Source organism: Virgibacillus sp. SK37, assembly GCF_000725285.1.
In the GTDB taxonomy this organism is placed as follows: Bacteria; Bacillota; Bacilli; order Bacillales; family Amphibacillaceae; genus Virgibacillus_Q.
Map to the genome: position 1 here is coordinate 3,410,702 of NZ_CP007161.1, position 25,203 is coordinate 3,435,904.

Genomic DNA, 25,203 nt, shown 5'->3' on the forward strand with positions numbered 1-25,203 from the left:
GAATATTACATTCCTTAATTAAAAACTATAAATGAAAAAATGTCAACTAAGGACCTTACCGATCTACATATTTTTTAAGTAGGATACCCTTATTTGAATATCTATATTCATCTTTTTGTTCTAATTTGCTCAATCATTTCGTCCATGGCATGCTTAATCAAGGTTAGTTTTCTTTCACTATCTTGTTTTGATTCTCCACAAACACCGTAATAATATTTAATTTTAGGTTCTGTACCAGATGGACGGAGGCATACCCAACATTCGCCTTCCAATATCAGTTTTATCATATTCTCCTTTGGCAGTTGAATTGTTTCAGCTTCTGCTTTGCTCGTTAGAAATTTCCTTTCACTTTGTAAGTAATCCTCTGCCACTTCTACTTTAAGGTCAGCAATTTTCGTTATTGGGTTATTTCGAACAGCTTCCATAATTGCTGCAATTTGCTCCGTACCTTCTTTCCCTTTTAATGTGAGAGAAGACATCCCTTCCATATAGTAGCCGTGTTCTTCATACAATACCTCTAAGGCTTCCAACAATGTTTTACCTTTTCCATTCCAATAATATGCCATTTCACTAGCCATTACCGCTGCCTGTACAGCATCTTTATCTCGCACAAAGGTGCTGATCAAATAGCCATAGCTCTCTTCATAGCCAAATACAAAGGTTTCACCCGTGGCATCAAATTGATGGATCTTTTCACCAATATATTTAAATCCTGTCAATGTATTTATTGTTTTAACATTGTACGCATCTGCAATCGCGCGGCCAAGCTCTGAAGTGACAACTGTTTTAATCATACGTGCACTTTTTAACACCATCGGATCACTGTGGGATAAAATATAATCAAGCATGAGAGCTCCGAGTTGATTTCCGGTCAAAACCTGATAATCGCCTGATTTATTTTTAACTGCCACACCTAGTCGATCAGCATCGGGATCAGTACCAAGTAGTATTGCCGCATCTGTTTTTTCCCCTTGTTCAATTGCCATAGTGAACGCTTGGTGTTCCTCCGGATTTGGAGAAGCTACAGTTGAGAATTCCGGGTCAGGTTTTGCCTGTTCTTTCACAACCTCCACATTGTTGAAGTTCAATTGTTCCAAGCCGCTCATCACAAGATCATGTGCTGTGCCATGTAGCGGTGTAAACACAATACGGAGATCTTTCTCCTTCTTTCGCGCTTCTTCATCCAATTTGGTAATGGACTGAAGTCTCTCTAAGTAACCGTGGTCCACTTCCTGGCCTACCCAATTTAGCAGTTCTTTTTGTTCCAATTCGCTTCTTTCCATTACAGGAACAAGTAGCTCATCTTCCGTATTCTGAATATAAGAAACAATATCAGCAGCCTGGTCTGGTGTGATTTGCCCCCCGTCTTCATTGTATACCTTAAAACCGTTGTATTCAGGTGGGTTATGACTTGCCGTTATCATTATCCCGGCTACAGTTCCTAAGTAACGTACAGCATAGGAAAGTAGTGGAGTCGGCCTTAATGATTCAAATACATATGCTTTAATCCCATAAGAACCCAATACTTTTGCTGCTTCCACTGCAAATTCCTGAGACATATAACGTGAATCATACGCTACTACCACACCACGGTCTTTAACGTTCACTGTGTTTTCAAGAATATAATTAGCCAACCCGTTAACAGCTTTACGAATGGTATAAATATTCATTCGGTTTATACCAGGCCCAAGTACGCCTCTCATTCCACCTGTACCAAATGTTAATTCCTTATAAAACGCATCTTCTAATGCTTCATGATCATCTTTTAATTCTTCTAAATTTTCTTTGAGTGCAGGATCAAGATTTTGATATCCGAGCCATTTCTCATACACCTTTTGCCAACTAGTCATTCTAGTACCTCCACAACTATGTATATATGGTCAAATTCTAGCATATTTCCATATAATATTCTATATAATGGGGTAGTTTAGGTTTTTTTATTGAAGGATATAATAAGAATACTTCCTATAATGAAGATTTAACGTTAAAATAATAATGAAGATTAACTATGGTTATGAAAGTTGGGGGTAAATGTGGCAAACAAACGCTGGTTTCAAATACTAGTATTCTTTGTATTAGTTTTCCTATTAATATGGCTCATTTCTAAAACGGAATTTATTTTTACACCCGTTTTTCAATATCTTGGTGCGGTAGCATTTCCTATAGTGGGAGCTGGAATTTTATACTATTTGTCGAAACCACTTATGCACCTGTTTGAACGACTTAAAATTAATCGGATTTTTTCGATTGTACTTGTTTTCCTGGTTATTATTCTGCTTGTCTATTTGTTTATTAATTACATTGCTCCAATTGCGCAGACACAGTTTAATAATTTAATTGACAACATACCCGGTATGGTGGGAATGATAGAAGATTTTATTACATATTGGCAGAATAACTATACTGCTCTTCCAGACCAAGTGTTAGAGGCAGTACAAGACTTCACGGATAATATTCAAGCCTATGTAGAAAACATTTTGAATTCCGTATTTGGTTTTATTAGTCAGCTTATTGGAATTTTAACAGGACTTATTTTAGTACCTTTCTTCCTCTTTTTCATGCTGAAGGATGGGGATAAATTGGTACCATTTGTAACGAGAATTTTTTCACCAAAAAAGGCATCCAATATTAAGAGTTTGCTTGGAAAAATTGATGATACGTTAACAGCGTTTATTCAAGGACAGCTTATTGTCAGCTTTGCTGTTGGTGTGTTGCTGTTCATTGGGTATTTAATTATTGGACTGAAATATTCATTAACACTTGCGTTGTTTGGTATGCTAATGAATGTTATCCCATTCCTGGGGCCGTTTATTGCTGTAGTACCTGCGTTAATTGTTGGCGCTATTCAGGAACCGATCATGATACTTTGGGTAGCAATTGTCATGGTAGCCGCCCAGCAAATTGAGAGTAACTTAATCTCTCCAAATGTTATGGGGCGGGCACTTGATCTTCACCCATTAACTGTAATCACCGTAATTCTTGCTGCTGGCAGTATTGCAGGATTTCTTGGAATTCTCTTCGCAGTTCCATTTTATGCAGTAGCTAAAACAATCATTGTGCATTTTTACCACACCTACCAGGATACAAAAAAAGATAAAAATGATGCATTAATCTAAGAAAAAGGCTGGGACAACTTAGTTGTGTCCCAGCCTTTTTCTCTCCTATTATTCCATGGAGTAAACAGTAGATGAACCCACTTCATAGTACCCAATCATTTGATATATATGATTTGAAGTACTATTTGATTTATCTGTATACAAACTGCAAAACTGATAACCCTCTTCAAGGAATTGAGTACTTAAGGACGCCACAAGATCTGTAGCATACCCATTTCTTTTATAAGCATCTGGTGTGTAAACAGCATTAATCGTAGCCCCATGCTTAGTTGTACGAGATCTGTTAGCCATCGATACAAATCTACCGTTTTTCTTCCAAAGATAAGCAGATTGATTTTTTATAAAGCTTCTTGCAAGTGTCTCCGCATAAGACTTTGTAATGTCCTCATTCGCTTCCTGTCCAAAGCAAATAAGCCACTTTACAAGTAAATTATATTGCTTTTCAGTGGCAGGTACTAACATACCTCCAGAAATAGGAGTGATTTTGACCTCGTCCAGTTGATAAATTAATTCGTTCATGTGGATGTTTGCCTTTTTGCCTGTAATGGCCTCCCATTCTTTAACAAAATAAGATGCATACAGATCCGGCCCTAAGACTCCTGGGATGTCCATATCTGTATTGTTAAGAAATCTCACTATCTCTTGTACTACACTTTTATCTACGTTTTCCACATCTGCTAAAATCCAGTTATGGGGAGGTGTTTGCATAAAAGCATAAATTGCTCCTTTATCGTTCTCTACTAATCCAAGGTGGCAATCTGACCTGTTTTTCAAGATCCGATCAATTAACCCAAGCATTAAGTTGTTACAAGCTTCTTTATGTAGTAATAAGGATTCCACCTTTTTCGCATACTCTCTTACGGATGTTATGAACCTAATTTCCACTTAATCCCCCCTGTATTTATAACCTGTATTTATATAATGGTAACCGATATTCTTGTTTTGTAAAGGGAATTTCAGCTAAACTAAAAGCAGAGGTGATCAACGAATGACAAAAAAAGAATTGGAAGCTAAATTAGATGAATTAAAATCTGATTATGTAAGAATCCAAAGCGATATGGATAAATTAGAATACGTCCGTGGGAGAGTTTCTTCCGCAGAAGCACAGTTAATTCGCCTGGAGGGTGAAATCTCAGAAATCAACAAAAAGCTTGAAGCGTACGAGTAACATAATAAACCTAAATAAAAAGTGAAGCCTGTGATGGCTTCACTTTTTATTATTTCCATTTATGCTATTACGCTGATTTTCCAGTTTTGCTTCTATTTTTGCCTTTTCCTTATTTGGAGGTGTAAGGCTTATAATTGTATCTCCGACAGATGGAACTGTGCGCATTTCTTCTGAATAGAATTTCAACTGTCCTGATGGCTTAATTAAGTACAGAAATACAGTGGAATTATCTTTATCAGCTACATATTGCTTATAGTTGTACTGTGAAGTTAATGTCGTCTGTCTAAACACATAACCACCTGAAAGTTTATCATTTAAGTCGTCCATAGTGAACTTTTTATCAAACAAAATTCTACCTCCAACTTTAGAGACGATTTCCGTTGAATTGTTGACTTCAGAATGTGTGTATGGACTGATTTTAAATACATTCGTTCTACCGTATTCAGGCATAAACGTCGTACATACTAATGCATTGTAGGCATGGTCATCTGTCATAGCAATCATATATTCATATGGAATAGTATCCAGATTATATTCTGTCTGTTCAGAAAGAATATTCCCATGATAGAAGTTAATTCCAGATTCCCTTACAGCCCTTAGCCGCTCCCAAGAAGAATCTACAATAATCACTGGAATCTTCACCTTTGTAAGTGTCTTAGCAAGCTCCACTGTAAAACGATTCGCACCAATTATTAACGTGCCTGGTCTTCCTTCCATGGAGAGATGAAGTTTCTTAGATAACCACCCAATAGAAAAACCATGAGCTATTACCGTAAAGAATACAAGCCCAAAGGTGAGTGTGGTTAGAATTTCAGCATCTTCGTAGCCCGCAGACTGAAGAATGGAAGCAAAGTATCCCGAAACTGTCAAAGCAACAATTCCACGTGGTGCTATCCAACCAACTAATACTTTTTCATTAAAGGACATCCCAGTTCCTATAGTGGACAGGAAAATAGATAGTGGTCGAACAATGAACATCATTAATAAAACATATCCTATAATACGTGGACTAAAAATCTGTAGTAGTGTTTCTACTTGTAGAGATGCAGTCAACATAATAAAAATGGTAGAAATAAGAAGTATGGAGATGTTCTCCTTAAAGTGTCGCATATCTGATATGGAACTAATTCCCATATTGGCCAATGTAATTCCCATTGCAGTTACAGATAAAAGCCCTGTTTCATGCATGATTTCATCCGCACCTGTAAAACATAGAATAACGACAATGACTACAGCGGGAGACTTTAGAAATTCCGGTATATGCCCTGTTTCAAACATCCAGCCAATTCCTCTACCACATGCCCAGCCAAAAATCACGGCAAATAGGGATGCTGTAAAGAAGAGAACCAATTTCGTTCCACTTGGGTCTGTTGCTGTCATAAAGGAAATAATCTCAAAGGCGAAGACTGCAAGCAGTGCACCAATAGGATCTACAATAATTCCTTCCCATTTAAGTATCTTGGCAGGTCTTGCTCTTAATTTGGACTGTCGCAATAACGGCATAATTACTGTTGGCCCTGTAACAATAAACAAGGCACCTATTATGAAGGCAACTGCCCATGAAAGACCAGCAATATAATGAGCTGTTAGAGATCCTAGGATCCAGGCAATAAAAGCACCTACAGTAGAGATACGAAAAACTGGCTTACCAAGACCACGAATCTCTTTAAAACTTAAATTCAAGCTTCCTTCAAATAAGATAATCGCCACTGCAACCGATATAATTGGATTATATAAATCACCAAAATCTTCTTCCGGGTTAAGGATACCAAGAATTGGCCCTGCCAGAAGGCCGGTGATGGACATGACAACAATTGCAGGCATCCGATAACGCCATGCTATCCATTGGGAGCCTATCCCCAAAAGACCGATGAGCATAACTTCAAACAAAAGAGATGGTACCATATCATACCCCCTATGAAACTAAATATAAAGTCATTCTATATGTGGAAGGGGAAATTGTAAACAAATTACTCCACATCTTTTCATTAAATAAATGTTAAAGCTACTTTATTTCACTTAAATCAGCAATATACCTATTTCCCCCTTTAATAAGTTGTCACAAAGATGTTAGATAATAATTTCAGAGAAGATTGACAGCTTATGTCACTTACTGTTACTATAAGTTTCGCTTCGGTTTATTATTTCTGAACACTTTAACTTTTTTGTTTTCTGATAATATAGAAAATGATGCTAATTGAATGTATTTGCTATTACACGCAGGAGGCGTACATTACTATGAATAAAGATGTTTTTATTATTGGGTTTATGTTATTCGCACTATTCTTCGGAGCAGGGAATTTAATATATCCACCTGTACTGGGAATGGAAGCAGGCACTTCCTACCCGGGAGCCATCATAGGATTTGTTATTACAGGAGTCGGTCTTCCTATTCTGGCAGTTACAGCAATTGCATTTGTTAAAAACGATGCCAGAGAATTAGCGAACCGGGTGCATCCTACTTTTGGGATTATATTTACTTCTGTTATTTATTTAGCTATCGGTCCATTTTTCGGTATTCCACGTGCAGCAACTGTTGGCTTTGAAATGAGCGTGGAACCATTTTTAAATAGTGATACCTCATCTATTGCATTATTACTATTTACAAGTATTTTCTTTTTATTCGTATACATTGTCTGTTTAAACCCTTCCAAAATGGTTGATCGTATCGGTCAGTACTTGACACCAATACTACTTATTTCCATTGTCGGGTTAATTGTTGGTGGCTTCTTTCTGTTAGATTCACCACAAGCTTCTCCAATTAACAAATATCAAGAATCTCCTCTATTTACTGGTTTTGTGGAGGGTTACCTAACAATGGATGCTATTGCAGCATTAGCATTTGGGATTATTGTGGTAAATGCCTTTAAGGAACGTGGGGTAGAAAACAGAAGCGATCTGGTACAAGCTACTTTAAAAGCTGGTGCAATTACCGGTATTGGTCTGATCGCCGTGTATTCTTCCATCGGATGGATTGGCACAAAAATGGCGAACAGTGCTACCTACACGAATGGCGGGGAAATTCTTTCTGCAGCTGCTAACTCTATGTTTGGTACACTTGGAGCTCTACTGCTTGGTGTTATTGTAACCCTTGCTTGTTTCACTACTTCCGTAGGGCTTATTGTAGCGTGTGGTCAGTTTTTCGCAAAAATAACACCTATTTCTTATCAATGGCTTGTACTTATAATAACTATAGGAAGTTTTCTAATTGCTAATCAGGGACTGAACACGATCATCAGCATCTCTGTGCCTGTATTGGTATTCCTTTATCCAATTGCGATCGTATTAATTTTACTTACATTTTTACACAAGTTATTTCATGGCAACCAAGGTGTCTATCGAATTAGTATCCTATTTACTGCTATTGTCAGTCTTTACGACGGAATGGCGGAATTTGGATTCGATATGTCTGCAATTACCCCAATAATGGAAAAACTACCTTTCTTTCAAATTGGACTAGGATGGCTGCTTCCTGCGATAATTGGTGGTATCATCGGCTATTTGCTAACAAAGAATCCATCTAAACCCTCCATAGAAAGCTGAGCATACGTTCAGCTTTCTATATTTTTACATTAAAATAAAAAAAATAAAAGCTCCGTGTTGATGTACTCACTCTCCAAAGGGAATCTCCTCACCCAATAAGCGCCTGCGCTATAAAAACATCTGATATGTAAAACAATTATTCAAATACTCCACAGTAGTGAATTATCCATAAACCAACACTCACATGGTAAATAGCCACATTTACAGTTTATTTCACGATAACTTAATGCTCATAAACGATGAAAATATGATAGGATAAGAAATGATAAAGGGGTGCAAAAATGTCTACGAAAGAAGAAAAAATACTGCAAACATATTTTGGCTATGAAACGTTTCGCCCTGGCCAAATGGAAACAATTAATCATATTTTACAAATGAATAACACACTTGCCGTTATGCCCACAGGCGGAGGTAAATCACTTTGTTATCAAATCCCCGGGCTATCTTTAAACGGAACTGCAATTATTATTTCTCCATTAATTTCCCTAATGAAGGATCAAGTAGATGCTTTACAATCCCTAGGTATTTCAGCTACTTACATAAATAGTTCACTTTCGTCAGCAGAACAGCAAACAAGATTACAAGATATTTCTGCAGGCAGATATAAATTTGTGTATGTGGCCCCAGAGCGTTTTGACTCCGGGTACTTTATTAATGTAGTAAAACGAATTAAATTATCACTTGTAGCTTTTGACGAAGCCCACTGTATCTCCCAATGGGGCCATGACTTCAGACCAAGCTATCGGTCTATTGTTCCTAACCTGCAAAAGCTGAATAATATCCCGGTTTTTGTTGCCTTAACTGCTACAGCAACAGAGGAAGTTATTTCTGATATACAACAATTATTGCATATTAACCATGTTATAAATACGGGTTTTGAAAGAGAGAATCTGTCTTTTCATGTAGTCAAGGGAAAAGACAAAGCAACCTATGTACGTTCATTTATTGATGAGCATAAAGAAGAGTCCGGTATTATTTATACAGCTACTCGTAAGCAAGCGGACAGTTTATTTGACCAACTTACCAGACGAGGAGTAAATGTCGCAAAATACCATGCGGGTTTATCAGAACAGGAACGAAAAGAGGCTCAATCTGCTTTTATCCATGATGAAAAGAGTATTATGGTTGCAACGAATGCATTTGGTATGGGGATTGACAAATCTAATGTGCGTTATGTAATTCACTATGCCATGCCGATGAATATAGAATCCTACTATCAGGAAGCCGGCAGAGCAGGCCGGGATGGTGAACATAGTGACTGTATTCTTCTCTTCTCTCCACAGGATACCCAATTACAAAAATTCCTTATTGAACAATCATTAATGGAAGAGGGAGCAAAACAAGGTGAATACCGCAAGCTACAGGCAATGATAAATTATTGCCATACACATGGATGCTTAACAACCTTTATTCTCGATTATTTTAATGATTCGGTAGAGAAGAAAGCTTGCGGACGTTGCAGTAACTGTGTTGAACGCCAAGAAAAGAGCGATATAACAGAAGAAGCACAAATGATTCTCTCCTGCATCAAACGTATGGGAGAGAGATTTGGTGTAGGTATGACTGCAAAAGTACTAAAAGGATCAAAGGACAAAAAAATAAAAGACTTTCGTTTAGATAAAATATCGACCTACGGTATTTTATCTGCATACACAGAAAAAGAACTTACAGAATGGATTCATTTTCTTATAGCAGAACATTTAATTTCTACGGAAGAAAGTAGATTCCCAACATTAAAGCTGAATCAAAACTCTGTAGAAGTATTAAAAGGAAAAAGACAGGTTTGGATGTTCACAACTCCTCTCCCTATTGGAGAAGAGGCGGATTATCAAGAAGATCTTTTTCAAAAATTACGGGAGCTGCGTAAGAGGATTGCTGACGAAAAAAATGTCCCTCCATATGTACTCTTCTCTGACGCTACTTTAAAAGAATTAAGCCGTTATTTCCCTGTAACGAAAGAGGATATGCTTGCTATTAAAGGAGTAGGAGAGAAAAAGTATGAACAATTCGGAGAGGCTTTTCTATCGGTTATCCAAGTATGGCGGAAAGACAACCCTGATGTGAAAGAAAAAATAAGGATTGGGGACACACCAAAACCAAGAGAGAAAAAAATCACGGACGACAGACCAAGTCATATGATTAGCTACCAGTCGTTCCAATCCGGAAAATCCATAAAGGATATTGCCGTAATTCGGGATATGTCCAAGCAAACAGTAGAAGGACACTTATTTAAAGCATTTCACGAAGGATATCCCATTGCTTGGGGGATCTTCTTTAACGATAAGGAAGAAGCTGCTGTGTTGAAGGTTTGGAATGAAATGGATGAACCAAAATTAAAGCCGATAAAAGAAGCCTTGCCCGAAGAATATGATTATACTAAAATAAAGGCAGTGCTTGTGAAGAACGAGATAATGTAATTAAACAAGATCATCAATATAAGTATAAGAAAACCCACACGACTGGTATTTCAACTGTTCGTGTGGGTTTTTTAATAAAATTATTCACCTTTTATATTTAATGCCCATGTTCCATTTCTGAATACCGCTTCTGTAGAGCCATCTTCATGAACTCCGTCGATATCAAGTTCTTTAGAACCAATCATGAAATCCACATGTGCTAAACTGTCATTTACCCCATGCTTGTCCAATTCTTCATCACTCATCGAAGAACCACCCTCCATATTGGTAGGATAAGCTTTTCCTAATGCAATATGGCAGGATGCATTCTCATCAAATAGTGTATTATAAAAAATTAAGCCTGACTGGGACACAGGTGATTCGTCCGGTACAAGAGCAACTTCTCCTAGTCTGCGAGCACCTTCATCCGAGTCAAGTAGATGTTTTAAAGTTGCTTCGCCTTGCTTTGCTTTAAAATCTACTACTTTTCCATCTTCAAATGTAAGCTGGAAATTATCAATTAAGCTTCCACCATAATTTAAAGGTTTCGTACTTGCTACTGTGCCATTTACGCCATACTTATGCGGCATGGAAAATACTTCTTCCGTCGGCATATTAGGGTTAAAGGTAGTACCACCTTCTGTAACAGCAGATCCACCTTTCCAAATATGGCCTTTTGGTAGTTCAAGCTTTAAATCTGTTCCAGGAGCTTTAAAGTGAAGCAATTTATAGTTCTTTTTATTTAATATCTCTCTTGCTGTCTTTAACGTCTCATTATGTGCTTCCCAGGCTGCAACAGGATCTTCTTTGTCAACACGAACGATCTTGACAATTGCATCCCAAAGGCTCTCAATGGCATCCTCTTTTGATTTTTCAGGGAATATTTTTTGCGCCCAATCCCCAGTAGGTATGGAAATAATTGACCAGGCAATTTTATCATTCATCGTATATTTACGGAAATTCTTCATTGCTTCTGCAGCTGCTTTGTTCGCCTTTGCTACACGGGATGGATCAATATCTTTTAATAGGTCCGGGTTCGTCGAACGAATATTTAAGATTGCTGCCCCATCTTCAGCAAAACTATCATGTAATTTAACCTTCCATTCCGGATAATCAGCAATCACTTCATCCGGTGCGTTTTCGTATTTAAGCAGGGTAAGCTCATCATCTACCCAGTTTATGTGAACGTCTTTTGCTCCCATTTCATATGCTTTCCGAGCTACGATTCTGGTGAAGTCAGCTCCTTCAATTGGTGCATTAATCATTAATGCTTGATTCTCCTGAAGATTAACACCAGTTCGTAGTGCTAACTCTGCATATTTCTCTTGTATCTGTTGACTAACCATGATTTGACCTCCAAAAAAATAGAATTTTATCTCTATTTATTATTTCATACTTCTGTCAATTTACCAACTATCATATCTTAAATTGGGAAAAATTTTCAATTTTAATTATGAGATAGCTTACACATCTTCAAAACCACTTTTACTAAAGAATAAAACCCATGATTCAGCTACTCCGATTTTGCAGAGTAGAAGTGATTGAAACTGCGAACCAGCTTGGGAGCAATCCACCGCACATGGGAATAATCAGCTGCAGAGCACAAATATCCGCCGCAGAAGGGATTAATCGGCTGCAGAACAAGAATATCCGCCGCAGAAGGGATTAATCGGCTGCAGAGCACAAATATCCGCCGTAGAAGGGATTAATCGGCTGCAGAGCACAAATATCCGCCGCAGAAGGGATTAATCAGCTGCAGAGCAAAAGTATCCGCCGTAGAAGGGGTTAATCGGCTGCAGAGCAAGAATATCCGTCGGTGTTTATCTTTTTTGCCAATCATAATAGGACTGCCTGTTATTAGGCAGTCCTTCTTTTGTTTAGGATTCTTTTTCTGTTGTTTGATCTCTTCCCCAAAATTCAATACCTTCTTGATTGTCCAGACTATCTCGATAGAAAACAGGATCTTTACCCGCTTTCCGTTGTTCTCTGTAGTCTTGCAATACCTTATTGGCAACCTTAAATAGTTTTGCAATGGCATAGAGGTTAATTAATGCCATAATTGCCATGGTTAGATCTGCTAGACTCCAAACAATATCAAAGGAGGCAACCGCTCCGAAAACTACCATTGCAAGGACTGCCAAGCGATAAATAAACAAAGCAATTTTACTTTCCTTAATAAATCCTATGTTGTTCTCTCCATAATAATAATTTCCAAGAATTGAACTATAGGCGAAAAGGAAAATTGCTACAGCTATAAATATACCTGCCCAATCACCAATATGATAGGAGAAGGCATCCTGTGTGAGCTGTATCCCGTCTGATTTACTTCCTTCATACCCTCCTGCTGAAATAAGAATAAATCCAGTAGCACTACAAATTAATATCGTATCAAAAAATACACCAAGTGCTTGAATAAGTCCTTGCTTTGCCGGGTGGGATACTTCCGCAGTAGCTGCTGCGTTCGGTGCGCTACCCATACCTGCTTCATTTGAGAACAAGCCACGTTTAATTCCCATCATAATAGCTGCAGCAAAGCCACCACCAGCCACCTGCTGAATTCCAAATGCGTTTGCGAATATAAGAGAAAGCATATCAGGTATTTGCTCAATATTAACGATTAATACATACATAGCTACCCCTATATAAAGAATGGCTACAATCGGTATAATATACTGGGTAACATTGGCTATACTTTTTAATCCACCAAAAATAACAACTGCAGTTAAGATAACTAATATAAATGCGATTATATTTTTATTAATATCAAATTCCCCTGCAAAGGCTAAGCTTATTGTGTTGGATTGAACTGAATTAAACACTAGGCCATATGTAAAAGTTATTGTAACAGCAAAAATAATTGCCAGCCACCGCTTATTTAACCCTTTTTCCATATAGTAAGCGGGTCCACCTCTATATTGATTTTTCTCTGGTACTTTATATACCTGTGCTAAGGTACTTTCCACAAATCCAGAAGCTGAACCAAGTAATGCGATCAACCACATCCAGAATAATGCTCCAGGTCCCCCTGCTGCTACCGCTGTCGCTACCCCTGCCAAATTTCCTGTTCCCACTCGGGATGCTGCACTTATAGCAAAGGCCTGGAATGCGGAGGTCCCTTTCTTGCCAGACGCACTTATTGTCCGCTTATCAACTAAAACACGGAACATTTCCGGTAAATATCTAAACTGTACGAAGCCGGTTTTTATCGTAAAAAATAAACCGAGACCAAGTAATACTGCGATTAAAACATATGTCCACAATACATCATTAACTTCACCAATCATTTTTTCCAACAGTTCCACTTTCTCTTCTCCTCCTTTATCACCTAGCATTAATATTTGTTATCATAGACAAACGTAAAAGTCCGAATAATAATTATGTATACCCTTTCTCTCTTTTTTTATAACATTCGGGTATTCTTCTATAACTTGTTATTTAAAAGAAAAAAAGCCTATAGTTAGGCTTTTAAACTCCTTTATTCCAAGGAAAACTGGTGCCAAACGTTGCTGCTAGTTCCTTTGATTGCTTTCGACGTTCTTTGCGTTGCTCCGCACGTGTAGGAGCGAGTGTATGGAGCGTCTTTTCTTGCTCTGTTTCCGGATAAACCTCTGGGACAGATACAGGCCTTCCGTTATCATCTACAGCAACAAACGTCATAAATGCAGTAGTGCATACTTTTCTGTCTCCGGTTAGTAAATCCTCTGTAACGACTTTAACAAACACTTCCATTGATGTCTGATGTGTCCATGTAACAAATGCTTCTACACAGATTGAATGCCCGGCCTTGACTGGCGCAAGGAAATCAACCGAATCTGTTGATGCGGTTACTACTGGCTTTCTTGCATGTCTTTCGGCAGCAATTGCTGCCACATCATCGATATGTGCCATCAATTTCCCACCAAATAAAGTCCCATGATAATTTGTATCTGGTGGTAACACATGAGAGGTTTTTACTGCAAGTGAATTAGAACAAGGTTTTGCTGTCATATTTTCTTCTCCTCCTGTTAAATTCTATGTTGGTCTATTTTATTCCCGTTATACACATTGTCAATTCTTACTATTCTACACTGTAAAATCAAGCCTATCAACAATCCCTTCCAAAAACCACCTTATAAAACAGGTGATATCAAGCGAGAAACGGATTCTTTAAATCGAATGCCGAGGGACCGCTTTTGATATAATTTCTTTGTCATTTGTGTAGAAAGAAGAATATCGGCATTATACGCATCCTCTAATTTGGCAGCAACCTCTTTATCATAAAGAAATGCATTTACCTCAAAATTAAGACGGAAACTTCGTACATCAATATTTGCCGTTCCAACAGATGCTATCTCGCCATCGACCACAATTGTCTTGGCATGTAAAAATCCGTCCTGATAAATATAAATCTCTGCACCTGCATTCAATAAATCTCCAATATACGATAGTGTCGCCCAGTACACAAAAGGATGATCCGGCTTGTTGGGAATCATTATCTTGACCTTCACTCCTGAAAGTGTTGCAATACGCAATGCATCTCGAAGGCTCTCATCAGGAATAAAATATGGTGTTTGTATATAAATGTAATCCTTTGCCGACATAATCATTTTAATATAGCCATTTTTAATCTGCTCCCAATCCGAATCCGGGCCACTGGAAACAACTTGGATCCCTACATCACCTGCGGGTTCTGCGGCGTAATAACGCTCTTCATATAATATATGATTCCTTGAAGCTTGATTCCAGTCAAGAATAAAGCGTGTTTGCATGTTATTAACAGAATCTCCATAAATGCGTAAGTGTGTATCCCGCCAGTAACCGAATTTCTTATCCTTCCCTAAATATTCATCTCCTATATTGAAACCCCCAATATAGCCCACTTTCCCATCAATAATAGCTAGCTTTCGATGGTTTCGGTAATTAATCTTAAAATTAATCTTTGGTATTTTAGGCGGAAAAAATGCTTCAACCTGAACTCCTGCAGCTCTCAACCGTTTGATGTAAGACCTTTTTAAGCTTCTTGAACCCATATCATCATAAAGAACCCGGACATCTACACCTTCATTGGCTTTTTTTACTAGGATGTCTGCAATTCGTTGTCCTAATTCATCACTACGTATAATGTAGTACAATAGATGAATATGGTCTGTCGCTTTTTCAAGATCTTTAGCTAAGGCATCGAACTTTTCTTTTCCATCTGTAAATATCTTAACTTTGTTATCCTGTGTAAAAATAGCGTCATCATTCCGCAAATGTAAGTACACAAGGTCTTCATGCTCAGCAATCTGTTTATCTTTAAAGTCAAAACGCTGTTCCTCTAATGCCCTCAGCTGCGATTGTACTGCAGCCTTCACCCCTAAACGGCTTTTTGTATCCCACGTAAAAATACGTCTTTTGCTAATGGGTTTTCCAAATATCAAGTAAAGGAAAAAGCCTGCAATAGGAATGAACAGCAACACCATTAACCAGGCCCATGTTGAACTAGCATCTTTTCGTTCAAGAAATATAATAGAAATACCTAGTGCAATATTAAAGAAAATAACAAACCCTAATAAGTAGGAAAGTATCCCCAATATAAGATCCCCCTTATGGCCCTGGTTTCTCTAGCCATGAAATTTATATCATCATTATATTATCCATAATATAGCACACAATATCAAATCATGTTAAAAATTACTGTTGTAACGAGACATGAGTGAATATAAATCCATTAAAAAAGCCGAACTAATTCGAAGGCCTGTATAAAGGTTCGAATTATGTTCGACTATTGTTTTGTATAGTATGTTTATGTCACTTTACTTACTTCAATTGGTTTAAGGCTTGCTCTAAATCGCTCCATATATCTTCCCAAGCTTCCAAACCAACGGATAATCGGATAAGCTGGTCTGTAATTCCCATTTTCTCTCTGGATTCTTCAGGTACTACGGAGTGGGTCATCGTTGCAGGGTGTTGAATCAACGTCTCTGCATCACCAAGACTGACAGCTATTTTAATAAAGTTAAGCTTATTCAGCAGTTCCTGGGCATCTGCTTTCGTCCCATCCACAGCAAAGGAGATCATTCCACCACCACGTTTCATTTGCTTTTCGCAAATAGAAAAATCAGGATTTCTCTTACTTCCCGGGTAATACACAGTTAAAATTTTCGGGTGGCTTTCCAGTTTCTCAACTATTTTCTCTGCATTCTCACAATGACGATCCATTCTCACTGGTAATGTCTTTAATCCTCTTAACAAGAGCCATGCATCAAACGGTGATATAATCCCACCGATATCCTTTTGTGTTGTCATAGCAACAGAGTCAAAAAAGTCTTTTTTTCCAACAGCTAGTCCTGCTACTACATCCCCGTGTCCTCCAATATACTTTGTAGCACTGTGAACAACCACATCACAGCCTAAATCCAATGGACGCTGTATATATGGTGAAGAAAATGTATTATCAACAATAACAGGAATTCCATATTCTTTGGCAACTTCAGCCACAAGCTGAAGGTCAATCAATTTCATTGTTGGATTTATTGGCGTTTCTACGTATATACAAGCTGTTTCCTCTTTAATCAGTGAACGAATTTCTTCTTTTGTTTCCATGGAAGAAAAATCATAGGATATATTGAATTTCTCATGGAGCATTTGAAGCAAACCAAACGTGCAGCCATATAAACCTGACGAACACAATATATGATCATTTGCCTTTGTTAATGCGAATAAAATGGCTGATACAGCAGCCATTCCTGACCCAAATGCCAGGCCTCTTTCTCCATTTTCCAATGTGGCAATTCTTTCTTCCAAGGCTCTCACTGTTGGGTTTCCTAATCTTGAGTAAATAAACCCTTCCTCTTCTCCTGCGAAACGTTTTTCTCCCTGCTCAGCAGTTTCAAACGTAAATGTAGATGTTTGAAACAATGGGGTAGTCAGGCTTCCTAGCATATCCTTGGCGTCGTATCCATCATGAATCACTGCTGTTTCAAATCTATTATTCTTTTTTTGCATTACTTCTCCCCCTTATGTAATAGATGTACATACTCCTATACTATGCCATTAACCTAATTTATGAAAGCGTTTAAATTAGAAAATTTCTAAACTTCTATTGATTTATTGATGTTTTATTTCTAGAATAAGTTTAATTTGATGGAATTACACAAATCATTTAATCTCACATAAAAGAGGGTTTGTATGAATACGAATCAAGTAAGAAACAGTATTATTTATGCTATAGGTGCTTATATCATTTGGGGATTTTTGCCGATATATTGGAAACAGGTAGAATCGGTCCCAGCAGGCGAAATTCTGGCACACCGAATTATCTGGTCTTTTGTTTTTATGCTAATTATTTTACTTATTACCGGAAAGTGGCCTGCATTTATAAAAGAATGTAAATCATTTACCAAAAGCAAGAAGAAAGTCATATTTATTTCTTTAGCAGCCATTGTTATTAGCTTAAATTGGCTAACATATATATGGGCGGTTAACAGCAACCATGTCATCCAGGCAAGCTTAGGATATTATATTAATCCTCTTGTCAGCATTCTTTTGGGAATAATTTTTTTAAAGGAAAATATGACACGGAGACAAATCTTTTCTTTTATTCTTGCATCTTTGGGAGTGATCTATCTTACTATCAGCTACGGGGTATTTCCATGGGTCTCACTCGCATTAGCATTTAGTTTTGGTGTGTATGGTTTATTAAAAAAAGTGGTTGATGTGGGGGCAATGACCGGCCTGACAATTGAAACATTTGTTGTTACTCCTTTTGCCTTACTCTATTTATTTTTATTGCCTGAAACTACTTTTAAATGGGTGGAGGTAGGAACAGCAACAAACCTGCTTCTAATGGGCGCTGGTATAATGACTGCAATTCCTTTGCTCCTATTTGCTGCTGGTGCCAAGCATATTCCATTGGGGATGATCGGCTTTTTACAATACTTTGCCCCTACTATTATGCTATTACTTGGTGTATTTCTTTATGAAGAGACGTTCACGTCAGCTCACCTTATTGCTTTCTCATTAATATGGATAGCACTTATCAATTATATGGGAGCAGCATATCGGCCTAATAAAACCAGAAAAAATAGAAAATTATTAAATTAATGGTTGACAGAAGAAAAGAAAGGACCTATACTATTCATAATTTAGAAAATTTAATCTCTTATCCAGAGTGGCGGAGGGAATAGGCCCTGTGAAGCCCGGCAACCTGAAAGCAATAATTCTTGCTTTGAAGGTGCTACATCCTACAGATCAAAACAGATCTGGAAGATAAGAGGAGGACCGGTTAAATTAAACGCCCTCTTCTTAGGAAGAGGGCTTTTTGATTATCTCCTCTTCCTCCAGATAACAAATTAAACCTAGGAGGAATTTATTATGGCTCAATTTCATTTTCAAAATCCGGAAACAGTATTACTACACGGAGGGCAATCAGCTGACCCGACCACAGGTTCACGCGCTGTGCCTATCTATCAAACTACTTCCTATGTATTTCGTGACACAGAGCATGCACAGAATTTATTTGGTTTAGCTGAACCAGGCAATATATATTCTCGTATTGGGAATCCAACTGTCGATACATTTGAACAGCGGGTTGCAGAACTAGAAGATGGTGTCGCAGCGGTGGCCACTTCTTCCGGTATGGCAGCCATAACTTTCGCTATATTAAATATTGCCAGTGCTGGTGATGAAATTATTGCTGATAGTAATTTATATGGAGGAACATATAACTTATTTGCTAACACACTGGCACGCTATGGTATTCAAGTGAATTTTGTTGACGGTACAGACCATAAAGCAATTGAAGCAGCGATAACAGATAAGACAAAAGCAATTTATGGAGAAATCATCACAAACCCTAGTTTAAATGTATTTGATGTAGAAAATATAGCAAATATTGCCCATAAGCATGAGATTCCTCTAATTATTGATAATACATTCGCTCCATATATTACGAAGCCACTTAGCTGGGGAGCAGATATTGTGGTTCACTCTGCTACAAAATGGATCGGTGGACATGGAACAGCTATTGGGGGAGTTGTTGTAGATGGCGGCAAGTTCAATTGGGATAATGGAAAATTCCCTGGTTTCACAGAACCAGACGAAAGTTATAATGGCTTACGATTTATAGATGTAGGGGCTCCTGCTTTTGCGATTAAGCTACGCGTACAGCTATTACGCGATATCGGAGCTTGTCTCAGCCCACAAAATGCATTTCTTTTACTGCAAGGATTGGAAACATTGCACTTACGTATTGAAAGACATACTCAGAATGCAATAGAAGTAGCTAATTACTTGGAAAATCACCAAGCTGTAGAGTGGGTAAACTATCCTGGCTTAGCCGACCACCCTTCTCACCAACTTGCCAAGAAATACTTTAGAAATGGGTATGGGTCTGTTATTACCTTTGGTATTAAGGGAGGACGTGAGGCTGGCAGGAAGCTAATTGATTCGATTGAATTATGGTCCCATGTAGCAAACGTAGGTGATGCTAAATCATTAATTATTCATCCTGCTTCAACCACACATCAACAATTGGGAGAAGAAGATTTAGTAAAGAGTGGTGTCTCTGAAGAATTAATCCGCCTATCAATAGGGCTTGAATCATCGAATGATATTCTTTTTACACTTGATCAAGCCATTGCAAAAGCTACAGATGAACCTGTAACAATTACATTTAAAGAAGGTGATGCTGTGAAGTGGCTTGTTTCCTCTCCTTTTGACCGAAGTAATGGAGGAATACGTAAAAAAGTTATTACAGTGGCAGGTGCAGAAAAACAAGAAACGAAGGAAAAAGTGGCTAAACTGCAATCACTTGGATTTGAAGTCAGCTCGTTATCCACGAATGAGGGAAAAATAGACGCAGTTTGGATCCCAGGCAAAGAGAACACTAAAACTAGTATAGAAGAGTTAATAAATAAACAGGTAGCTATTCTTTTTGTGGAACAACCTTCTCTACATGAAAACCTAGTTGAGAATGCTGCAGCTGCCGGGATTACCGTAATTGCGGAAACGGACCCTTATAATGAAGCTATCCGTACTAGGAGTGGAGGGTCCTTGAATATTCCGGTAGAAGTTTAAGCTAACACGCGCTGCTAATAAACTTATAGATTAGATGTTTATAAATCAGCAAATGGGGAAAAATTGTATTAACCCTTCCCTGTTAAAGATCGCCTTTTATATGAAGGCGATTTTTTCTTTTATAATGTATAATAATATACATACATATACAGTTATAAAGTAACGAATGGATATAATACAAGCTATTTCAGTCATATAAATATAGTACAACAACATTAGGTGTGGTAGGAATGAATAAGAAAATTATTGCTTTAATAACAGGCGTGGTCATGCTAATAGGAATTGCAGTTATTATAATAAACATGAATCAACCTGAGCCCGATTTTAAAAATGTACGGATTACAGATGAAGATGAGGAAACAATTACTCAGCAACCTACAAATGACGAAGAAGAAAATATGCAGGAGGAAGACTCCGAAAATTCAGCTCCATTAAAAGAAATAGTAGTAAAGGCTGTTAAACAAACTGTTGACTTCTTCTCTACGAAAGAAACCCAAATCTTAGCAATTGGAGATTCTTTAACACAGGGTGTCGGAGATAGCACAGAGCAAGGTGGTTATGTTGGTATATTAGACCGTTCCATCAACCAGCAAGAAGAATTAGTTGATTTCGCTAATCTCGGTATTCGAGGCAACCGATCTGATCAGCTGTTGAAGCGCCTGGAGAAACCCGAAGTGGTAGACGCAATTAATGAAGCAGACATCATTTTAATTACTATTGGTGCAAATGATATTATGAAAGTTGTAAAAGAAAACTTTACTCATCTAAAAATGGAGGACTTCACTGAGGAAAAGCAAAACTATGAACAGCGTTTAGAAAAAATCTTTAATAAGATGGAATCAATAAACCCTGATTCACATATATACTTATTAGGTTTTTATAACCCTTTCAAACAATATTTTGAAGATATTAAAGAACTTAGTTTAATCATTGAAGAGTGGAACGAATCTGGACGAAAAATTGCTGGAGATCATGAGAATATTACTTATATACCTACAGCTGATTTATTTGATGAGGATGATACTAATTTATTCTCAGAGGATAATTTCCATCCGAATGAACTTGGCTATAAACGAATTGCCCGACGAGTATTAAATTATTTAACCCATGAAGAAGGATGACTGCTATGACCACGAGAACAAATCAATCAAAAAGAAAAAGCAAGTGGAAAAAACTGTTTTTCACTCTGCTAATCGTAAATATACTTTTAGTTCTTGTTTTTGTATCATTAATTTTTTGGCCAGTTTCTAAAAAAGAATATGCCGTTAAAGAAGAAACACCTGCGGAGGACAGCTCCGTATTCGTTGTCCGAACAACCAAGAATAATTTAAATGAACTTGTAAACGCGTATATTGGAGAATTAAATGACAGTAAACATCAATATAAAATTGAATTGGAAGAAGACGTTCATTTAATTGGCGAATTACCGGTATTTTCTTCAACTGTTCCTTTATCCGTGCATTTGGAACCGCTCGTGCAGGAGAACGGAGACATAATTCTTAAATTAAAATCGATTTCTGTTGGCCTGCTTCAGTTACCAAACAAAAAAATAATGGAGTATATGGGTAAATACTTACCAATGCCTGAATGGGTAACCGTCAATCCAAAGGAAGAAGAAATATATGTAGCAGTAACTGATATGAAAATTAAAAGTAACTTCGAGGTCGCAGTAGAACAGATAGATTTGGATGCAAATAACCTTGCATTTAAAATCAAGGTGCCATATAAGACGCTGGGGATCGAGCAAGTGGATTAAGTAGGTCTATATCTGGTGATAGCTCATACTATTTCGAAGATTAATGTATTATAACCAAACTGTACCAGTTGCTGAATGTCTAAGGTGGATAGTTTCACTCTGCTGCTGATTGTTCCACTCTAGTTCGCAGTTTCCTCCAGCTAAGAATGAATATTATAAGTATTACCCTAAACATTTGAAATAGAATCAAAAAAGCGGTTCCCAGGTTATATCCCGGGGAACCGCCGTTTATATCTGGATTACGTCAACACGGGAAAGTTATCCATCAAAACATGTACCTCTATCCGCTATACATTGCTTGCTTCTCGCGGACAGCAATATATTCCGGTCGTGCATTGCCACCGGAAAATGGCTCCACCAATCTATTTTCTACACTATTATATACCATAAACAGATTATTACGCGGATATGGTGTCATATTACTTGTAGAGCCATGCATCGTATTTGACTCAAACAAAGTAATGGAACCCGCTTTTCCTGTAGGTACGGAAATTCCTCCACCTTTTTCTGCAAGCCAACGAAGGCTTTCTTCATCAGGAACACCAACTTTTTGCTTCTTCAATGAATCTTTGTAATTGTCCTCTGGCGTTTCGCCTACACAGCTAACATAGTAGTTCTGGGACCCTGGTATAAGCATTAAAGGCCCGTTAAAAGTATAGTTATCTGATAATGCAATCGATACACTTACTGCACGCATACGAGGCATCCCGTCCTCAACATGCCATGTTTCAAAATCAGAATGCCAGTCAAATTCCTTACCCTTAAAACCTGGTTTATAGTTAATTCGAGATTGATGTATATATACATCACTTCCCAAAAGATGATTTACGATATCCAAGATTCGCTGATCATTGGCCACTTTTTTAAAATAAGCATCATCTTTGTGTACGTGAAAAATAGAGCGAATGTCATCACTCTCCGGCTCACGGATAACCTTTTTGGAATCTACGTCCATTTTTGAGTCCTGCAATTCAAAAATGGCTTTCTGCATATCAGAAACTTCCTCTTCAGAGAAGAAATTCTTTATTTGCAAAAACCCATTTTTTTCATAGGAATCAAGCTGTTCTGTTGAAATAGGAGCTTGATTATCTTTGGATCGATCTGTATGAATTACCGGATCCTTCCTTTCCAAAATCTCCGGTTGGCTATTTTTTCTTGAAGGATATAGATCTTCCATTCAACACACTCCTTGTAGTATTTTCTTTCGTGTTGACGTATCTCAGAACTCAGGAAACTTCCCTACAGACAAAGCTTCCCTCTCATCACCACTATTAAACAATAAAATATCGATAGTTTCAAATTTTTATATAATTAGGGAATTTATTATCTGCTAACTTAAATTTACATTTAATCAATGTCTGTCATATATAGTGCTGCCATCTGTTGAATACGTTCCCTCATTTCCTGCACTACATATTCCGGCTCTATTACCTTAGCCTTATGGCCCCAGGTAAGAATCCAGTTTATTAGACCGTCCGATAACTTTGCCTTCGTTGTTAATAAAAAGTGTGTTTCATCCAATTGTTTTATGTTTGCGTCATGTCCAAATCTGTCCAGCACAACATTTACTAAATGAAGATGAAACCTTATTTTAATGCGTATTTCTTCTCCTGCGAACATATGAAAGCTTTGGTTTACATATTCATTTAAATCAAAATCCTTTTTGATAAACCTCTCATTTGTTAAGTGAATATTACGCATCCGGTCCAGGCGATAATGGCGCACTTCATCTGTTTTTATAAATCGTCCAATTAGATAATAGTAATCGTTCTGCCAAATAAGAGCATATGGCTCCACGTAATATAAATCTCCATTACGATTATATTCAAATTTCTTATCTACATTAAACTTTCCATATTGATATGTAAGTATCTTTTTTTCTGCTATTGCTCGGTGTACAAAGTCAATATTCAATTTCACCAATTCATAATCAATATTGGCAGATTGACTAAATAAGACTGGTTCTGGCAAAGTTTTGGCAATTTGTTTACTTGTTAATTGCTTTAACTTTTCAATTAACAGCTTCTTCTCTTTTGTTGTTATAAATTTAGCGGAGAGAATAGCATCAACCATAAGCCTTAGCTGATATGTTTCAAACAATCTGGTTTGATGGCTGTAATAGTTTTTACCGAATTTACCCTTATTCGTTACAACTTCAAAATCCATATCATCGAGCGTTTCCAGATCCTTTTTTATCGTACGGTGATCCAGTTGTCTCTCAGGCATTAACTCTCTGAGCTTATCAACTAATTCGCTAATCCCCATTTCGTTCTGATCATCTGTTTGCTGAAATAATATTTCTCTTATTTTCAATAGACGATAGTTACTGCTACGTTCCATATTTCTTTACCTCCCTTAAAACCGAGAAAAGAACCATACAATGAAATTATGGTCCTTTATCTTATGACAAACTTTTTAACTTTTTTAGATATGTTAATAATAAATGATTGCTTCGTTGAAGGTAAACTACCTGGTATTAATTTCCTTTCAGTTTTAAAAGCATGTGTGTAATTTTCCAACTTGCCTTGGTATATTAACTTCAGACCATCCAACTTACGAATGTCTCCTGGAGTTACAAAGCATGTCGGTTTATCAAAAACAAATTTTTCTGCATCCCCGCATACTGTTGCCACAAATTGAGAACAAAACAGAGCATATTTGCGATCAATTTCAACTTGAAACAGTACTGCCAATAATCCTATAAAATTATATTTATAATCTGCCTTTTTTGCTTCGATTTCTTTTATACGCAACATAACCGTTTCATATTCTTGTTCTGATACCGTATAGCTATAGATAGCGCAGTAGGATTTTTTCAGGAATTCAGATCGAATGTCTTCTTGAACAAAACCACCAATAAAGGGATTCCTCGGTTGCTTTCGACCAAAGCTGTAAACTTCTTTCAATTCTGAATCAAAACAAATGGAGACATGATTCAGTGATTGCTTTGTATAATAGTTAATTGCTTTCGCTAAATATGTTCCCGTATCTGTAAAGAGAAAATAAATCGTTCGTTCACTCACCTAAAGTCCCTCCCCCCTGCACCGCCTCTAGGTTGTATAACTGTACAATCCTTTTTATCTACTATTACAAAAAATTAACAAATATACAAGTTAATTTTTTGTATATTTCATCATTATTTACAAATTTAAAGCCTGTTAACATTGACTAAACTGCATAAATACC

At 37.3% G+C, this 25,203-nt stretch carries 19 protein-coding genes and 1 riboswitch; of the genes, 8 read left to right on the forward strand and 11 right to left on the reverse strand.

Annotated elements, in window-relative coordinates; genetic code table 11:
* Positions 1-107: 107 nt before the first annotated feature.
* Positions 108-1,850: a phospho-sugar mutase gene (locus X953_RS16810; protein ID WP_040956604.1), complete on the reverse strand. Its 1,743-nt coding sequence runs from the start codon at positions 1,848-1,850 to the stop codon at positions 108-110.
* Positions 1,851-2,033: 183 nt separating this feature from the next.
* On the opposite strand from X953_RS16810, the gene X953_RS16815 reads away from it, so the two are divergent.
* Positions 2,034-3,116: an AI-2E family transporter gene (locus tag X953_RS16815; RefSeq protein ID WP_040956605.1), complete on the forward strand. Its 1,083-nt coding sequence runs from the start codon at positions 2,034-2,036 to the stop codon at positions 3,114-3,116.
* Between the two features lie 48 nt (positions 3,117-3,164).
* On the opposite strand, the gene X953_RS16820 is transcribed toward X953_RS16815, so the two are convergent.
* Positions 3,165-4,001 (reverse strand): GNAT family N-acetyltransferase, encoded by an 837-nt coding sequence (locus X953_RS16820; RefSeq protein WP_040956606.1) that lies wholly within the window; start codon positions 3,999-4,001, stop codon positions 3,165-3,167.
* Between the two features lie 103 nt (positions 4,002-4,104).
* Here X953_RS16820 and X953_RS16825 point away from each other — a divergent pair, with 103 nt between their 5' ends.
* Entirely contained in the window at positions 4,105-4,284 is a 180-nt protein-coding gene (locus tag X953_RS16825) for an SE1832 family protein (protein ID WP_040956607.1), read from the forward strand.
* A gap of 39 nt (positions 4,285-4,323) precedes the next feature.
* Here the strand turns inward: X953_RS16825 and X953_RS16830 are convergent, their stop codons facing one another.
* Positions 4,324-6,189: a sodium:proton antiporter gene (locus tag X953_RS16830; protein WP_040956608.1), complete on the reverse strand. Its 1,866-nt coding sequence runs from the start codon at positions 6,187-6,189 to the stop codon at positions 4,324-4,326.
* 333 nt (positions 6,190-6,522) lie between these two features.
* Here X953_RS16830 and brnQ point away from each other — a divergent pair, with 333 nt between their 5' ends.
* Both brnQ and recQ read left to right on the forward strand, forming a co-directional pair.
* On the forward strand, positions 6,523-7,827 hold the full coding sequence (gene brnQ, locus X953_RS16835) for a branched-chain amino acid transport system II carrier protein (protein ID WP_040956609.1): 1,305 nt from the start codon (positions 6,523-6,525) through the stop codon (positions 7,825-7,827).
* A 281-nt stretch (positions 7,828-8,108) separates the two neighbouring features.
* Positions 8,109-10,244 carry a DNA helicase RecQ gene (gene recQ, locus X953_RS16840; RefSeq protein ID WP_040956610.1) on the forward strand — a complete coding sequence of 712 codons (2,136 nt, stop codon included), beginning with the start codon at positions 8,109-8,111 and terminating at the stop codon, positions 10,242-10,244.
* Between the two features lie 80 nt (positions 10,245-10,324).
* On the opposite strand, the gene X953_RS16845 is transcribed toward recQ, so the two are convergent.
* The 5 genes from X953_RS16845 to megL form a co-directional block, all read right to left on the reverse strand.
* Positions 10,325-11,569: an aminopeptidase gene (locus tag X953_RS16845; protein WP_040956611.1), complete on the reverse strand. Its 1,245-nt coding sequence runs from the start codon at positions 11,567-11,569 to the stop codon at positions 10,325-10,327.
* Between the two features lie 531 nt (positions 11,570-12,100).
* Positions 12,101-13,525 carry a sodium:alanine symporter family protein gene (locus X953_RS16850; protein ID WP_156958512.1) on the reverse strand — a complete coding sequence of 475 codons (1,425 nt, stop codon included), beginning with the start codon at positions 13,523-13,525 and terminating at the stop codon, positions 12,101-12,103.
* Positions 13,526-13,688: 163 nt separating this feature from the next.
* Positions 13,689-14,210 (reverse strand): acyl-CoA thioesterase, encoded by a 522-nt coding sequence (locus X953_RS16855; protein WP_019376711.1) that lies wholly within the window; start codon positions 14,208-14,210, stop codon positions 13,689-13,691.
* Between the two features lie 122 nt (positions 14,211-14,332).
* Positions 14,333-15,775: a cardiolipin synthase gene (gene cls / locus X953_RS16860; RefSeq protein WP_019376712.1), complete on the reverse strand. Its 1,443-nt coding sequence runs from the start codon at positions 15,773-15,775 to the stop codon at positions 14,333-14,335.
* 226 nt (positions 15,776-16,001) lie between these two features.
* On the reverse strand, positions 16,002-17,189 hold the full coding sequence (gene megL / locus X953_RS16865) for a methionine gamma-lyase (RefSeq protein WP_040956612.1): 1,188 nt from the start codon (positions 17,187-17,189) through the stop codon (positions 16,002-16,004).
* A gap of 183 nt (positions 17,190-17,372) precedes the next feature.
* Between megL and rarD the strand changes: the two genes are divergently transcribed.
* From rarD to X953_RS16885, 4 genes are all read left to right on the forward strand, one after another.
* Positions 17,373-18,287, forward strand: a complete 915-nt coding sequence (gene rarD / locus X953_RS16870; protein ID WP_019376714.1) for an EamA family transporter RarD — start codon at positions 17,373-17,375, stop codon at positions 18,285-18,287.
* Between the two features lie 55 nt (positions 18,288-18,342).
* Positions 18,343-18,459, forward strand: a riboswitch (SAM riboswitch).
* A 98-nt stretch (positions 18,460-18,557) separates the two neighbouring features.
* Complete coding sequence (locus X953_RS16875; RefSeq protein ID WP_040956613.1) at positions 18,558-20,261, forward strand: O-acetylhomoserine aminocarboxypropyltransferase/cysteine synthase family protein; 1,704 nt, start codon at positions 18,558-18,560, stop codon at positions 20,259-20,261.
* A 230-nt stretch (positions 20,262-20,491) separates the two neighbouring features.
* Positions 20,492-21,382 (forward strand): SGNH/GDSL hydrolase family protein, encoded by an 891-nt coding sequence (locus tag X953_RS16880; protein ID WP_040956614.1) that lies wholly within the window; start codon positions 20,492-20,494, stop codon positions 21,380-21,382.
* Positions 21,383-21,387: 5 nt separating this feature from the next.
* Entirely contained in the window at positions 21,388-22,017 is a 630-nt protein-coding gene (locus X953_RS16885; RefSeq protein WP_019376717.1) for a YpmS family protein, read from the forward strand.
* Between the two features lie 280 nt (positions 22,018-22,297).
* On the opposite strand, the gene thpD is transcribed toward X953_RS16885, so the two are convergent.
* From thpD to X953_RS16900, 3 genes are all read right to left on the reverse strand, one after another.
* Entirely contained in the window at positions 22,298-23,194 is an 897-nt protein-coding gene (gene thpD, locus X953_RS16890; RefSeq protein ID WP_019376718.1) for an ectoine hydroxylase, read from the reverse strand.
* Positions 23,195-23,364: 170 nt separating this feature from the next.
* Positions 23,365-24,357, reverse strand: a complete 993-nt coding sequence (locus tag X953_RS16895; RefSeq protein WP_019376719.1) for a YafY family protein — start codon at positions 24,355-24,357, stop codon at positions 23,365-23,367.
* 56 nt (positions 24,358-24,413) lie between these two features.
* Positions 24,414-25,040, reverse strand: coding sequence for a hypothetical protein (locus X953_RS16900; protein WP_019376720.1), 627 nt, complete (start codon positions 25,038-25,040; stop codon positions 24,414-24,416).
* Positions 25,041-25,203 lie beyond the last annotated feature (163 nt).

Coding starts and splice junctions, on each gene's coding strand:
- X953_RS16810 (WP_040956604.1), bottom strand. CDS start 1,850: ATGACTAGTTGGCAAAAGGTGTATGAGAAATGGCTCGGATATCAAAAT.
- rarD (WP_019376714.1), top strand. CDS start 17,373: ATGAATACGAATCAAGTAAGAAACAGTATTATTTATGCTATAGGTGCT.
- recQ (WP_040956610.1), top strand. CDS start 8,109: ATGTCTACGAAAGAAGAAAAAATACTGCAAACATATTTTGGCTATGAA.
- X953_RS16880 (WP_040956614.1), top strand. CDS start 20,492: ATGAATAAGAAAATTATTGCTTTAATAACAGGCGTGGTCATGCTAATA.
- X953_RS16895 (WP_019376719.1), bottom strand. CDS start 24,357: ATGGAACGTAGCAGTAACTATCGTCTATTGAAAATAAGAGAAATATTA.
- X953_RS16830 (WP_040956608.1), bottom strand. CDS start 6,189: ATGGTACCATCTCTTTTGTTTGAAGTTATGCTCATCGGTCTTTTGGGG.
- X953_RS16875 (WP_040956613.1), top strand. CDS start 18,558: ATGGCTCAATTTCATTTTCAAAATCCGGAAACAGTATTACTACACGGA.
- brnQ (WP_040956609.1), top strand. CDS start 6,523: ATGAATAAAGATGTTTTTATTATTGGGTTTATGTTATTCGCACTATTC.
- thpD (WP_019376718.1), bottom strand. CDS start 23,194: ATGGAAGATCTATATCCTTCAAGAAAAAATAGCCAACCGGAGATTTTG.
- X953_RS16885 (WP_019376717.1), top strand. CDS start 21,388: ATGACCACGAGAACAAATCAATCAAAAAGAAAAAGCAAGTGGAAAAAA.
- megL (WP_040956612.1), bottom strand. CDS start 17,189: ATGCAAAAAAAGAATAATAGATTTGAAACAGCAGTGATTCATGATGGA.
- X953_RS16855 (WP_019376711.1), bottom strand. CDS start 14,210: ATGACAGCAAAACCTTGTTCTAATTCACTTGCAGTAAAAACCTCTCAT.
- X953_RS16825 (WP_040956607.1), top strand. CDS start 4,105: ATGACAAAAAAAGAATTGGAAGCTAAATTAGATGAATTAAAATCTGAT.
- X953_RS16845 (WP_040956611.1), bottom strand. CDS start 11,569: ATGGTTAGTCAACAGATACAAGAGAAATATGCAGAGTTAGCACTACGA.